13 protein-coding genes and 2 pseudogenes are annotated in these 13489 nt (G+C 67.3%); 8 read left to right on the top strand and 7 right to left on the bottom strand.

The features are described from left to right. Positions 1 to 3: 3 nt before the first annotated feature. Both JRI60_RS51780 and JRI60_RS51775 read right to left on the bottom strand, forming a co-directional pair. A complete protein-coding gene (locus tag JRI60_RS51780) occupies positions 4 to 1074 on the bottom strand; it encodes a helix-turn-helix transcriptional regulator (RefSeq protein WP_204223565.1) in 1071 nt (356 codons plus the stop codon). A gap of 153 nt (positions 1075 to 1227) precedes the next feature. After that, the gene (locus JRI60_RS51775) at positions 1228 to 1881 is read right to left on the bottom strand and encodes an NADPH-dependent F420 reductase (RefSeq protein ID WP_204223564.1); all 654 of its coding nucleotides are present in this window, start codon (positions 1879 to 1881) and stop codon (positions 1228 to 1230) included. Positions 1882 to 1989: 108 nt separating this feature from the next. On the opposite strand from JRI60_RS51775, the pseudogene sitA5 reads away from it, so the two are divergent. The 3 genes and pseudogenes from sitA5 to JRI60_RS51765 form a co-directional block, all read left to right on the top strand. After that, a pseudogene (gene sitA5 / locus JRI60_RS51770) lies at positions 1990 to 2991 on the top strand (SitA5 family polymorphic toxin); the annotation flags it as partial. Continuing rightward, positions 2971 to 3255 carry an HNH endonuclease gene (locus JRI60_RS55310; protein WP_430384427.1) on the top strand — a complete coding sequence of 95 codons (285 nt, stop codon included), beginning with the start codon at positions 2971 to 2973 and terminating at the stop codon, positions 3253 to 3255. The pseudogene sitA5 and the gene JRI60_RS55310, both read left to right, overlap by 21 nt. A gap of 27 nt (positions 3256 to 3282) precedes the next feature. After that, positions 3283 to 3546 carry a hypothetical protein gene (locus JRI60_RS51765; RefSeq protein ID WP_204223562.1) on the top strand — a complete coding sequence of 88 codons (264 nt, stop codon included), beginning with the start codon at positions 3283 to 3285 and terminating at the stop codon, positions 3544 to 3546. A 5-nt stretch (positions 3547 to 3551) separates the two neighbouring features. On the opposite strand, the gene JRI60_RS51760 is transcribed toward JRI60_RS51765, so the two are convergent. Next, a complete protein-coding gene (locus tag JRI60_RS51760) occupies positions 3552 to 4523 on the bottom strand; it encodes an SH3 domain-containing protein (RefSeq protein ID WP_204223561.1) in 972 nt (323 codons plus the stop codon). Positions 4524 to 4662: 139 nt separating this feature from the next. Here JRI60_RS51760 and thiM point away from each other — a divergent pair, with 139 nt between their 5' ends. After that, complete coding sequence (thiM, locus tag JRI60_RS51755; RefSeq protein WP_239470229.1) at positions 4663 to 5457, top strand: hydroxyethylthiazole kinase; 795 nt, start codon at positions 4663 to 4665, stop codon at positions 5455 to 5457. Between the two features lie 11 nt (positions 5458 to 5468). Beyond that, entirely contained in the window at positions 5469 to 6131 is a 663-nt protein-coding gene (thiE, locus tag JRI60_RS51750; protein ID WP_204223559.1) for a thiamine phosphate synthase, read from the top strand. Positions 6132 to 6194: 63 nt separating this feature from the next. On the opposite strand, the pseudogene JRI60_RS51745 reads toward thiE, so the two are convergent. Beyond that, positions 6195 to 7421 (bottom strand): annotated as a pseudogene (locus tag JRI60_RS51745) (cation:proton antiporter); the annotation flags it as partial. A gap of 205 nt (positions 7422 to 7626) precedes the next feature. Between JRI60_RS51745 and JRI60_RS51740 the strand changes: the two are divergent. After that, positions 7627 to 7941: a hypothetical protein gene (locus tag JRI60_RS51740; RefSeq protein WP_204223558.1), complete on the top strand. Its 315-nt coding sequence runs from the start codon at positions 7627 to 7629 to the stop codon at positions 7939 to 7941. 181 nt (positions 7942 to 8122) lie between these two features. Further along, on the top strand, positions 8123 to 10327 hold the full coding sequence (locus JRI60_RS51735) for a carboxypeptidase regulatory-like domain-containing protein (protein WP_204223557.1): 2205 nt from the start codon (positions 8123 to 8125) through the stop codon (positions 10325 to 10327). A 206-nt stretch (positions 10328 to 10533) separates the two neighbouring features. Here the strand turns inward: JRI60_RS51735 and JRI60_RS51730 are convergent, their stop codons facing one another. The 3 genes from JRI60_RS51730 to JRI60_RS51720 are packed head-to-tail and all read right to left on the bottom strand — an operon-like array spanning position 10534 to position 12446. Continuing rightward, positions 10534 to 10749 carry a tautomerase family protein gene (locus JRI60_RS51730; protein WP_204223556.1) on the bottom strand — a complete coding sequence of 72 codons (216 nt, stop codon included), beginning with the start codon at positions 10747 to 10749 and terminating at the stop codon, positions 10534 to 10536. A 27-nt stretch (positions 10750 to 10776) separates the two neighbouring features. Further along, positions 10777 to 11499: an SDR family NAD(P)-dependent oxidoreductase gene (locus tag JRI60_RS51725; RefSeq protein WP_204223555.1), complete on the bottom strand. Its 723-nt coding sequence runs from the start codon at positions 11497 to 11499 to the stop codon at positions 10777 to 10779. 50 nt (positions 11500 to 11549) lie between these two features. After that, entirely contained in the window at positions 11550 to 12446 is an 897-nt protein-coding gene (locus JRI60_RS51720; protein WP_204223554.1) for an alpha/beta fold hydrolase, read from the bottom strand. Positions 12447 to 12547: 101 nt separating this feature from the next. Between JRI60_RS51720 and JRI60_RS51715 the strand changes: the two genes are divergently transcribed. Next, positions 12548 to 13486, top strand: a complete 939-nt coding sequence (locus JRI60_RS51715) for a LysR family transcriptional regulator (RefSeq protein WP_204223553.1) — start codon at positions 12548 to 12550, stop codon at positions 13484 to 13486. Positions 13487 to 13489 lie beyond the last annotated feature (3 nt).

Raw genomic sequence — 13489 nt, 5'->3', positions numbered from 1 at the left:
GGGTCATGGGCGGAGCGCTCTCGAGATGAAGTCCGCCCGGCCGTCCACGCCCAGCTTCTTGTAGATGCGAGACAGGTGTTTCTTCACCGTGCCCACCGCGCAGCGGCGCTCCTCGGCGATGTCTTCATTCTGGCATCCCTCGAGCACGCTGTCCGCGATCTCCAACTCGCGCGGTGTGAGCTTCTTGCGCCATGTCGAAAGCAGATTCATCGGAACCTCCTCCAGTGTCAGAACCCACAGCAGACGGCCTTCCACGGGCAGCCGGTTGCACGTCACCTTCAGCGTGCTTTCCGGGCGCTCCCACTCCCAGGTGTCTGGCGCGAGGCCCATGCTTCCTTCCACGCGGACCAGCATGGACAACCGCTCCAGCAGCACCTTGGGAATACCCGAGGGACCGCGCTCGGAGGCGGTGAACCACTTCTCCAACAGCTCGGTGGTACGCCCCGTGCGTTTCACTTCGATGGCGGGAGGCGCCAGTACGAGGAGCGACTCCCGCTGGTAGCGGCCGAGCGCATCCAGGAGCTGCCTGTGCTTCACCTCCTCGGAGAACCTCTGACAATTGCGGACCGTGGCCACCAGCCGGGGCGTCAGCCACTCGAGGATGTCCCGGGTGCGATCGGAAAAGGGCCGACGCCGTGCCCGGTACAGCATGAACCCCGCGTGACTGTCCTGGCTCACGTTCAACATCACCGCCATGACGTGCTCCATCGGCATGCCCAGCTCTCGGCCATGCCGGTAGAGAGCGCTGCGCTCCAGCACCTCACGCGCGACCATTTCCGTATCCCGCAGCACCCTGCCGGGTTGACGCACCACGGAACTGCGCACGAAGTCGTCGGAGGCCAGCTCGGGGTAGTCGTCGAAGTACGGCGCCGGCATCTCCGCCACCAGCCAGTCATAGGCGGTGGGCTGCCCGGGTCTGGACACGCCCAGGGCGGCGTAATCCGACGGAAGCAGCCGGGCAAAGGGCTCCCTGGCGGCGGAGAACACCTCCGCCAGGTCCAGCGAGCTGAGGAAGATGTCCTGGAGCATGAACGCGAGCTTCCGCTCATGGGAGCTCAGATCCGACATGTCCATGGCGCGTGTCCTCCATGACCGGGGCTCGGAGACACCCCGAGCCTAACGTCAAGAAGGTACGTCCCCACAAGAGCCCCAGGGAGGCTTCCTCCGTACCACCAAGGAGGTATGTCCGACGTTCCTCCGCTTCTCCCCCGTCCAATCGTCCACCAGCTAACGCCCGAGCTCGGCGTAGCGTTTGGCCTCGCCGAGGGCCACCTTCATCTCCTGCGCGTTGAAGGGGCGGTTGTAGGCCGGCAGGTCGCGCTGGAAGCGCCAGCCCTCCGACAGCGGGCCGGCATCCACCACGTCGAAACCGAACGTGTCGATCAACCCGGCGACGACCTTCTTGGCCTCGGCGTCGTTGCCGGAGATCGCCAGCGCCCGGCGATTCTTGGAGCCCGCGGGCTGCCCCTGCGTCTTGAGGTGCTCGAACCAGATGTGATTGAAGGCCTTGACCACCTTGGACTCTGGCAGGTGAGCCTGCAGCAGCTCGCTGGTGGTGGTCTTCTCGGAGTCGAGCTCGGGGATCTGCCCGTCGCGCTGAGGGTAGTAGTTGTTGGTGTCGATCACGATCTTACCCTTGAGGGGCTCGACCGGAACCGACTTGTAGTTCTTCAGCGGAATCGTGACCACGACGATGTCGCCCGCCCTGGCGGCCTCCTGCGTCGTGCCGGCCCTGGCCTTCGGGCCGAGCTGGGCGACGAGGCCGGAGAGTGTCTCCGGACCGCGTGAGTTGCTCAGCACCACGTCGTAGCCCGCGTCGATCGCGAGCTTCGCCAGGGCGCTTCCGATGTGTCCCGCGCCAATGAGTCCAATCGTTCTCATGTGAGTAGCCCCGTCTGGGTGGGTTTGATGTTCCCGAGGTTCCTTATACAAGAGGTCAGAACGCCAGGATGGCCACGGTAGGAGTGCCCAGAACCAGGAGGAGTTCCCATGAAGCCGTACTGCACGGTCGTGTTGCTGCTGGTGCTCCTTCTTGGGTGTGGTACTGGCTCTCGGGTGGTGCGCCTGGAGACGGGCCGGACCGACACCCTTGTCTTCACCCCGCGTTCGACCGCCGAGCCGGTGGAAGTGGACGATGTCGAGTTCGAGGAATCCATGGCGAAGCTTGCCCAGGACGCGCGACTTCCCTCTCGGCCTCAAGAGGCCGCCCGGCAACTGTTCGAGGTGGATGCGCGCAGCGGTTCATACACGTACGAGATACGCGGTTCCCACCTCACTCCACTCGGGCCTGGCGAACACCTGGCGGGGGGGTCGACGGCAGCGGAAGTGGAGTTGACGCGCGCCTACCTGCGCTGGTGCGAGCGCACCGGCAGGCCCGGGGACTGTCTGCGCCTGTTGATGGAAAGCTCCATCGTCAATGGGGACGGCCGATTCGCTCTGGCCATGGCCCTCGCCAAAGGTGTCGTGCTGGACGAGATGTTGGAGGCGTTCAAGGACATGGCCGACCCTCATGCCATGGTGGCGGCGGTTCCCTGGACCTGGACCACGTACATGGTCCTCCTCTCGATTCCCGACGTGACCGTCTCCAAGGGCCTCGCTGCTGTGATGACCGCCACGCTCATTTCCTATGTGGGGGTCGATACCTTCTGGGGCCTCATCGTGGGGTTCAAGCGGCTGATGGAGGATGCGGACCGGGCCACGACGTTCGACGAATTACGCAAGGCGGGTGAGCGCTACGGCAAGGTCATGGGCCAGAACGCGGCGCGAGCGTTCGCCATGCTGACCATGGCAGCCATTGGTAACACTGCGCCAGGTCTGGCGGCGAAGGTGCCGAAGCTTCCTGGCTCGATACAAGCGGCGGCGCAGGCGGAGACGCAAGTGGGTATCCGTCTCGTGGCACTGGGGGAGGTGCAGACGGTTGCCGTATCCGCCGAAAACCTGACCCTCACCCTGGCTCCGGGTGCAGTGGCCATGACGTCGGATGCGCGGGGACCACGTCGATTCAGCAAGGCAGACCGCGACGCGGCTTACGATAAGAGCCAGGATACAACGGGCCGAGCGCGCTGTGAGTACTGCGACGAAGAACTGGTAAGAGAGTCGGGGCAGTCGAAATCCTATGAGGCGGATCATCGAAAGCCGTACATCAAAGGTGGCTCCTCTTCAGCCGAGAATCTGGCTCCTTCCTGCCGAGCGTGTAACCGCGAGAAAGGAGCCAGGGAGGTGGATGTTGACTGGGTTCCTCCAAAAGAACGTTAGTTCAAGAGCAACGACCTGGAGCTGATCTTGAATCGCGAACGTGCCGCATTCGTGTGCTGCCATGTGTTCGACGGTAGCCGGCCCATCCGGTTGGTCGCGCATGAGGACGGCGACTGGCAGTTCCTCTGCGGGGAAGAGCATGAACCCGGTGATGGGCCGCGAGTGGTTGGCTTGAACCACCTGGTCGAGCGGGATCCCAGCCTTGTCGAAGTCTTGGTGCTGCAACAAGGCTGGGAAGCGGAGCGCCACGATGTGGGTAGCCCCTGGGTACGTCGTCAGATCAGCGGATGACGCCGTCAGCCGCCCGTGGCCTTCCGCATGGCCTTCATCTGCTCCAGGATCTTCTTCTTCTGCTCGGGCTTCACCTTGGCGACCGCCCCCTCCAGCGCCTTCAGCTCCTTGTGCAACTCGGCGCGTCCGTCCTTGTCGAGCTCGGTGATGGATTCGTCGATGGTCAGCGCCTCCGAGATATTCTTCAGGGCCTCCTCCGCATGCGGCCCGCTGGGGTAGCGCCGCAGGTACTCGCCCTCCGCTGTGTTGATCATGTTCAGGCTGCACGGCACATACCCCTCGCACTCGCCCTGGGTGGGCGCCGTCGCCGCATCCCAGGCGAAGGCCTCGGCCTCGGGCAGGCCCCGGTACTTCTCCTCGAGCTTCCACAGGACACTCGTCTTCACGAGCCACTCCCCCGACAGCTCGCTGTACACCAGCGCCTCGCCCTGGCGCTTCGCCCAGGGCTCGTACGTCGCCTTGGGCACCTCCGAGCTGATGGCCTCCAGCGCCCAGCGCACCGCGCGCCACCGCACCAGCTCCAATCGCGCCGCGCTCGCCTTGTCGGACTCCTTCTCCACCACGCGCTTCAGGAAGTTGGCTAGGTCCGCACGGTCCACGAAGGGCGCCTTCTCGTCCGCCATGCGCTGGTTGGCGATCTCCACATAGGTCTTGACCCTCTGCTCCGGCTCGAAGGGCGGGACGAAGGCGCCGAAGACCCAGCCCTCCTGACCCTCGGGCGTGGCGACGCGGTACCAGTGGTCCGTCTTTCCCCCCACCGTCTCCTGCCGCTCGGAGCGCTCGAGCTCGCGCACCTCCGTGCCGATGAAGAGCCGGGCGACCTCCTGCCCGCCAGCGCCAGGCGTGGCGCGCAGCTTCACCCCCGAGGCCGCGGTGATGCGCTGCTTCTCCGCCTTCGGTGGCTCGGCGGCCAGCACGCGCGCGGTCTGGCCCAACAGCAGGACGAGTGTGACGGCAACGAGACGGAGATGGGGCACGGGAGCCTCCTCGGGCAGGGACCCGGAACAAGGGTGCGGGAGCATTACCGTATCCGCGACTCGCGGTGTGGCCTCGCGGAGGTTCCCACTCTTGCTCCTGGCGCGATGGTGCTAGATGACGCGCCAGGAGGAACCCTCGGTGGATCTGAGCGCAGGCGTGTGGGAGTCGTTGAGGCGGGTGCGGGAGCGGTCTCCGCTCGTGCACAACATCACCAACTACGTCGTGATGAACAACACGGCCAACGCCCTGCTCGCCGTGGGGGCCTCGCCCGCCATGGTTCACGCGCGGGAGGAGGTGGCGGACTTCGCGGCCATCTCGCAGGCGCTGGTGGTGAACATCGGCACCCTCTCGCCGCAGTGGGTGGAGGGCATGCATCTGGCCATCCAATCCGCGCGCCGCTCGCGGGTGCCCTGGGTGTTGGATCCGGTGGGCGCTGGGGCCACGCGCTACCGCACCGCCACCGCGGCCGAGCTGGCGCGCCAGGCTCCGGCCGTCATCCGCGGCAATGCCTCGGAGGTGCTCGCGGTGGCCGGTGAGGCGGGGGCCACGCGCGGTGTGGACAGCACCCAGTCCTCCGAGGACTCGCTCGAGGCGGCACGGCGGCTGGCCTCCAGCCTGGGCACCGTGGTGGCCGTCACCGGCCAGACGGACTTCATCACCGACGGCTCCCGTGTGGTGGCGGTGGACAATGGTCACCCGCTCATGCCCCGGGTGACGGGCATGGGGTGCACGGCGTCCGCGCTCGTGGGCGCCTTCCTGGCCGTGGAGCCCGACGCGGTGCTGGCCGCCGCGCACGCCCTCTCCGTGCTGGGGCTCGCGGGCGAGCTCGCCGCCGAGCAGTCCAGGGGACCCGGTTCGTTGCAGGTGCACCTGCTGGACGTGCTCTACACGCTGGACGAGGCCACCGTGCGGGCCCGTGCCCGCGTGCGCTGAGGAGACCCGCCATGCCCCGCCGCGTGCCCGACCTGTCCGTCTACCTCGTCACCGACCGTACCCTGTCTCGCGGGCGCGAGCTGGTGGACGTGGTGCTCGCCGCCGTGAGGGGCGGTGTCACCGTGGTGCAGCTGCGCGAGAAGGACGCCCCGGCGCGCGAGACGCTGGAGCTGGGCCGGGTGTTGCTGCAACGGCTCCGGCCGCTCGGAGTGCCGCTCATCGTCAATGACCGGGTGGACCTGGCGCTGGCGCTGGGCGCGGACGGTGTCCACGTGGGACAGGGCGACCTGCCGCCCGAGGTGGCCAGACGCCTGATGGGGCCCGACGCGCTGGTGGGGCTCTCCATCACCGGGCCGGGAGACCTGCCGACGTTGGACCCCTCCGTGGTGGACTACGCCGGCGTGGGACCTCTCTTCCCCACCACCTCCAAGGCGGACGCCACCCCGGCGCTCGGGTTGGAGGACTTCGCCCGCTTGCGGCGCCAGCTGTCCGTCCCGGTCGTCGCCATCGGTGGCATCACCCCCGCCAACGCCGCGGCCGTCATCGCCGCGGGGGCGGACGGCGTCTCGGTGGTGTCCGCCATCTGCTCCGCGGACGACTGCGAGGTGGCCGCGAGCACCCTCGCCAGGGCCGTCCGGCAGGGACGGCCCGGCTCGAGGCGTCCCACTCCCTGAGGGGCTCCTTCAGGAGGGGGTGCCTCGTGCGGGAGCCGGCGCGGCCTCCTCTGCTCCCCCGAGAGGATGGAGCAGGCGCAGGATGGGCGTGGTGAGGAACGTCGTCACCAGCGCCATCACCACCATCATGGTGAAGAGGGTGGGGGAGATGACGCCCAGGTCCAGGCCGATGTTGAGCACGATGAGCTCCATCAGCCCGCGCGTGTTCATCAGGATGCCCACCGCGCTGGCCTCGCGCCAGCGCAGCCCCGTGAGGCGCGCGGCCACCGTGCCGCCGCCGAACTTGCCCACGCACGCCAGGAGGATGATGAGGCCGCACAGCGCCCAGTGGCCTCCCGTGTTGAGCAGCCCCACCTGGGTGCGCAGGCCGCTGAAGGCGAAGAAGAGGGGCAGCAGCAGCACCACCGCCACGTCCTCGAGCCTCTCCGCCAGCGCCCTGGCCAGTCCGCCCTCCTTGGGGATGATGGCCCCGAAGAGGAAGGCGCCGAAGAGCGCGTGGACGCCGATGAGCTCCGTGACGAGGCTCGAGGCCAGCAGCAGCAGGAGGGTGAGGGCCATCACGTTCTGGTTGAGGCCCTCGCGGCTGGCCACGCGCCTGCCCAGCCTCGCCAGGAAGGGCCGCACCACGCACAGCATGAAGGCGATGTAGAGCAGGGTGATGAGCGTGCTCAACGCCGCGTGCGCCACGTCCGCGGCCCGCACGATGGAGACGACGAAGGCCAGCAGGCACCACGCCGTCACGTCGTCCACCGCCGCGCAGGTGATGGCGAGCGCCCCCACCCGGGTGTTGAGCAGCCGCCGCTCGGTGAGGATGCGCGCGAGCACCGGGAAGGCGGTGATGCTCATGGCCACGCCCATGAAGAGCAGGAAGGAGGTGAAGGAGACGGACGGGTCGCTCAGCCGCGGGTAGAGCCATAGCGCCGCTCCGGAACCCAGCGCGAAGGGCACCACGATGCTCGTGTGACTGATGATGATCGATGCGTGTCCCTTGCCCTCGAGCAGCTTGGGATCCAACTCCAGTCCGATGAGGAACATGAAGAGGATGAGCCCCACCTGGCTGAGCATCTTGAGCACCGGCATGGAGCTGGCGGGAAAGAGCACCTCCATGACTCCGGGGGCCACCCACCCCAGCAGCGAGGGCCCCAGCAGGATGCCCGCGAGCACCTCGGCGATGACCAGCGGCTGCCCCAGCTTGCGCATGCCCCGGCCCAGCAGCCGGGACACCCCGATGATGGTGATGCATTGCACGAGCAGCAGACTGACCGCGCTGAGGGTGAGGGGGTGATGCATGGAGCCTCCCGGCGGGTGGGCGGGTTCTTGCTCGACAGTCTGTTGAGTAGGCGCTTACCAATCCATGACGGAGTGCGTCAACCCAGGGGCTTTCTCCTCTGTTGCTCCCAAGGGGAGAGGCGGGTGCGCGGGATTGTGAGCGTGTCACGGACGCGCGTCCCCATCGTCCTGGTGGACGAAGGCGTGACTGGCCTCGGGGACATCCATGACGGTTGAAGTGTTGATGTGCGGGTTGGGCGCGCTCCTGGTGCTGACGGGCATCGTGGGGGGCGGGCTCGAGGTGAGGGAGCTCAAGATTCCCAAGGTCGGGATGGCCTCGCGCGTGGCGGCGTACGTGTCCGGCTTCCTCTTCATCCTCATGGGCGTGGTGCTCTCCTTCAAAGGCGAGGAGCCGGTCGAGGAGGACCCGCAGGAGGAGGTCGCGGATGCGCGGGCCGAGCCGGAAACGCCCGCCGAGGAACCTGGTGCCGCCTCCGAGGAGCCTGAGGCCGGAGAGGCCGAGGCGCAGGAGGAGCTCTAGCGCTCGTGGGGCGGTCCGGACAGCAGGGGACGAGGCCAACGGCTGGCGTCTTCCCGACAGTGCTTGGCGTCTCCGTGCAAACCGTAAAAACGGTTTTGCAGGAATGTCATGGCCTTGGCGCCGACGCGCCATGGAGGCTGCCCATACCGTGAAGTCCCAGCGCACTGTTTCTGTCTACCCAATGGCCCTCGTGGCCCTGGTCCTGTTGTGCCTGCCCGGCTCCGCCTGGGCGCAGGTTGCCCTCAGCGGGCAGGTGAAGTTCGCCGATGGCAGCGTGGTGTCCGGAGCGACGGTGTCCGCCAGCTCCACCACGAGTGGCTCCTCGCAATACACCACCTCGGATGCGTCGGGCCTGTACGTGCTGAACCTGATCCCCGGCACCTACAACATCAGCGTCCAGTTCACCTCGCCCGGCTTCTATGGCTCGCAGCGGGTGGTGCAGTCTCACACGTTCAACACCAGCACCACGCTCAACCTGACGCTCTCCGACATCCTGCTCAATGGCCGCGTCCTCAACGCCAGTGGCCAGCCCGTTGCCGGTGTCCAGCTGTCGGGCTACGGGTCCAGCACGGACGGCAGCAACTACCTGTCGCCCACCTCGGGCTCGGATGGGCGGTTCACGGTGCGGATGGTGCCGGGCTCCTATTCCTCCCTGCAACTCACGCCTCCCACGGGCAGCCCCTATGCCGTGACCTCCCTACCGGGCGAGACATTCTCCGTCTCCACCTCGCGGGACTTCGTCCTCACCAACGCGGTCAGACTCAGCGGGCAGGTGAAGTTCGCCGATGGCGGCGTGGTATCCGGAGCGACGGTGTCCGCCAGCTCCACCACGAGCGGCTCCTCGCAGTACACCACCTCGGATGCCCTGGGCGCGTACTCGCTGAACCTGGCCCCTGGTACCTACAACATCAGTGTCCAGTTCACCTCGCCGGGCTTCTATGGCTCGCAGCGCGTGGTGCAGTCCTACACCGTCAGCGCCAGCACCACGCTCAACCTGACGCTCTCCGACATCCTGCTCAGCGGCCGTGTTCTCAACGCCAGTGGCCAGCCCGTCGCCGGTGTCCAGCTGTCGGGCTACGGGTCCAGTACGGACGGCAGCAACTACCTGTCGCCCACCTCCGGCTCGGACGGGCGGTTCACGGTGCGGATGGTGCCGGGCTCCTATTCCTCGCTGCAGCTCACGCCTCCCACGGGCAGCCCCTATGCCATCACCTCGCTGCCCGGCGAGACGTTCTCCGTCTCCACCTCGCGGGACTTCGTCCTCACCAGCGCGGTCAGCCTCGGCGGGCAGGTGCGGTTCGCCGATGGCAGCGTGGCGTCCGGGGTGACGGTGTCCGCCATGTCCTCCTCGTGGGGGCCCTCGCAGTACACCACCGCGGATTCGCTGGGCCAGTACTCGCTGAACCTGAGCCCTGGCACCTACAACTTCAGCGTCCAGTTCACCTCGCCGGGCTTCTATGGCTCGCAGCGCGTGGTGCAGTCCTACGCCGTCAACACCAGCACCACGCTCCACCTGACGCTCTCCGACATCCTGCTCGATGGCCGTGTCCTCAACACCCTGGGCCAGCCCGTCGCCGGTGCCCAGCTGTCGGGCTACGGGTCCAGCACGGACGGCAGCAACTACCTGTCGCCCACCTCCGGCTCGGATGGGCGGTTCACGGTGCGGATGATTCCGGGCTCCTACTCCTCCCTGCAACTCACGCCCGCTTCGGGATCCGGCTACGTGCAGACGCCCCTTCCCAGCGAGACGTTCTCCACCTCCGGCAGCAGGGAGTACGTCATCGCCGACCTCGACGAGTGCGGGTACAACAATGGCGGGTGCAGCGAGAACGCCACCTGCACCAACATCCCCGGCTCGCGCACGTGCGCCTGCAAGCCCGGCTACACCGGAGATGGCTTCACCTGCGCGGCGGCTCCCGCGCGTGTCATCCTCAATGAGATCCTCGCCAACGAGCCCGGCTCCGCCACCTCCGGCGAGTTCGTCGAGCTGGTCAACGTGGGCGGCGCTTCCATCGACATCAGCGGATGGACACTGTCGGACGCCACGGCCGTGCGTCACACCTTCGCTTCCGGCACCGTGCTGGCTCCCGGCAAGGCGCTGGTGGTGTTCGGCGCGACCTCCGGCGTCCCCTCGGGCCTGTCCAACGCCGTGGGCGCCTCCACCGGGACGCTCAACCTGGCCAACACCACCGACACGGTCACCCTGAAGAACGCGGCCAGTGCCACCATCGACAGCCACACCTATTCCAGCTCGCTGGCCTCGGCGGATGGCGTGTCGATGAACCGCGGCCCGGATGCCACCGCGGGCGCCGGGTTCGTGCTGCACAACACCCTCTCCTCGCTCACGGCCTCCGCTGGCAAGCGCACCAACGGCACCGCCTTCTGAGCCAGCTGGAGCAGGTTCTTTCAGGGGTGCTCTCGCGGGAAGAGGAGGGGGCACCTTCCGGGCGCGCTTCGGACGAACTGGTCTGACAGTCGGACCAGTTGCTCCCGAGCGCGACCGGGACCTCCACGCTGAAGCGCGGGCAGGCGGCGCGGGCCAGGGACGAGGAGGCCGCGACCGCCCCAGTGCCCTGAACATCCCTCGGTTACTCAGGAGCCCTTGGCCGCGACCTGCCGCCGGTAGGCTTCGACCGGCAGGCCGCCAACACCCCAGTCCTCCATCTGCACCTCGTCGATGACCACGAAGGTCACCGCCGGATCCTTCTTCAGGACCTGCTGGAGAACGTCGGTCACCCCCTTGATCAGGGCGGCTTTCTGGTCGGGGGTGGTTCCTTCGCGAGTGATTCGGATATTGACGTATGGCATTGCAGTCTCCCTTTCGGCGTTGCCTGCTCACCAGCGGCCGGCGTGGGCTCCACCATCGACGTGGAGGATCTCTCCGGTCACGAAGGCCGCCGTCTCCAGGTAGAGCACCGCGTCGACGATCTCCTGGATCTCCCCCATGCGCCGCATGGGATGCAGGCCCGCGAGGAAGTCGTGCGTGTCGGCCGGGTGCATCGGCGTCTTGATGATGCCGGGAGACACCGCGTTCACCCGGATGCCCTTGCTGGCGTATTCGATGGCCAGGGAGCGGGTGACGGCGTTGAGCCCACCCTTGGTCAGGGCTGGAATCGCCGCCGGCACGTCCGTCAGCGGCTGCTCGGCCAGCGTCGTCGTGATGTTCACGATGTGCCCGGCGCCCTGCTTCAACATCCGCGCGGCCGCCCTCTGCGAGATGTGGAAGAACCCCATCAGGTTCACGGACACCAGGGCCATGAAGTCGGCCTGCGAGTATTCGACGAAGGGCTTGGAGATGAAGATGCCCGCGTTGTTGACCAGGGTGTCGATGCGGCCGAAGCGGTCGATCGCCGCGCCAACCACACGGTCGGCGGTGCGCGGCTCCGCGATGTCACCCTCGATGATCAGGATGTCCGGATCACCCCCGGCGGCCCCCGGCTTGATGGACCGCGAGTTGGCGACGATGCGATAACCGCGGTCTCGGAATCCCTTGACCAGACCCGCGCCAATGCCTTGCGACGCGCCGGTGATGAGGGCGACCTTCTGTTCCGTGCTCATGGTGTTTCTCCTTGTGAGGAATCGTTGGGGCCCACGGGCTCGCGTGGCTGCTACCGGGTGGGAAGCTGGCGCTCGAGGAAGTCGCGCATCAGCGGGATGATCTCGTCGGCCTTGTCCTCGAGGGCGAAGTGCCCGCTATCGAGCAGGTGCAGCTCGGCGTTCGGCAGATCGCGCTTGAATGCCTTCGCTCCCTCGGCGGGGAAGATCTGATCGTTCGCACCCCAGACGATCAGCGTCGGCGGCTGATGCTCGCGGAAGAAGGACTGGAACTTCGGGTAGAGCGCGACGTTGGTGCGGTAGTCGTAGAACAGGTCGAGCTGGATCTCGGCGTTGCCGGGCCGGTCGAGCAGCGCCTGGTCGTGCACCCAGTTGTCCGGAGAGATCCGGGAGACGTCCTTGACGCCATCGACGTACTGGAACCGGGTGACCTCCAGCGACATCATCGGGCGCAGCACCTCGCGCTTCGCGGCCGAGCCGTCCGCCCAGTACTCCCGGAGCGGATTCCAGAACGCCTGCAGGCCCGCTTCATAGGCATTGCCGTTCTGCACGATGAGCGCCGTCACCCGCTCGGGATGCTTCAGGGCCAGCCGGAAGCCGACGGGGGCGCCGTAGTCCATGACGTAGAGTGCGTAGGAGGTGGCGCCGAGCCGATCTAGCAGGCCGTCGATCAGGTCCGCGAACTTCGCGAAGCTGTACGGGAAGTCCTCGCGGGCGGGCATGGCGCTCTGGCCGAAGCCGGGATAGTCGGGCGCGATGACGCGATAGCGATCCGCCAGCGCGGGAATCAGGTTGCGATACATGTGAGAGGACGTCGGAAAGCCGTGCAGCAGCACGACCACCGGCGCATCGGCGGGACCCGCCTCGCGGTAGAAGAGGTCGATGCCATCGACCCGGGTGGTCCGATGATGGGTCACGGCGAGAGCGGAACGAGAGGCAGTGGCGTTCATGGGCAGTCTCCTGTGCGGCGACACGAGGAGATATGCGGCCTTGCGCCGGGAGACTGAATACCTACGGCGTGAAAGCCACTCTTCCGCTAAGAGGAAGAATCATGGACCGCATCGAGGCCATGCGTGTGTTCGTGACGGCGTTGGACGAGGGCAGCCTGGCGGGCGCGGGCCGGCGGCTCGGACGCTCTCCAGCCGCCGTCACGCGGGCCATCGCCTTTCTCGAGGCCCATGTCGGGGCGCAGCTGCTGCACCGCACGACGCGCTCCATGAGGCTCAGCGAGGCCGGCGAGCGCTACGCCGCGGCTTGTCGGCGAGTGCTCACGGAGCTGGAGGAGGCGGACATGCTCGTCGCCGGTGAGCGCGCGGCCCCCCGGGGCCTGCTCACGCTCACCGCTCCGCTCGTCAGCGGGGCGCGTGTCTTGCGGCCGATCCTCGACGCCTTTCTCGACCTGCACCCCACCGTCAGGGCCAGGCTGACGCTGCTCGATCGCCCGGTGAGTCTGATGGACGAGGGCATCGACGTGGCGCTTCGAATCTCGCATCTGCCGGACTCGAGCCTGATCGCCATCCGCATCGGCGAGGTCCGAAAGGTCGTCTGTGCATCGCCGTCCTATCTTGTCGGTCGGCCGCCCATCGTCGAGCCAGGAGATCTCATGGCGCACGCCTGTATCGCGATGAGCCACTTCGGTCAGGACTCGTGGAGCTTTTCGCCCGATGCGAGGACTGGCGCCCAGCGACACGTCCATCTCGAGCCCAGGTTGATCGTGAACAGCGTCGAGGCGGCCGTCGCCTCCGCGGTCGAAGGTCACGGCGTGACGCGGGTGTTCTCGTATCAGGTGGCGGATGAGGTTCGGAGTGGCCGCCTGGTGGTGCTGCTGCCGGATGCCGAGCCGCCGCCGATGCCCGTCCATCTGATTACCCCCGAGGGACGCCTGTCGGTCCCCAAGGTTCGCGCCTTCGTGGACTTCGCCATGCCGAGACTCAAGGCCGAGTTCGCTCGGAGGGCCGAGCTCCCGAGGAGCATCCGCGAACCCGGATGAAGC

This window comes from Archangium violaceum (genome assembly GCF_016887565.1).
Lineage (GTDB): Bacteria > Myxococcota > Myxococcia > Myxococcales > Myxococcaceae > Archangium > Archangium violaceum_B.
The sequence above is the reverse complement of the archived record's forward strand: the minus strand, read 5'-3'. Positions and strand labels throughout refer to the sequence as shown.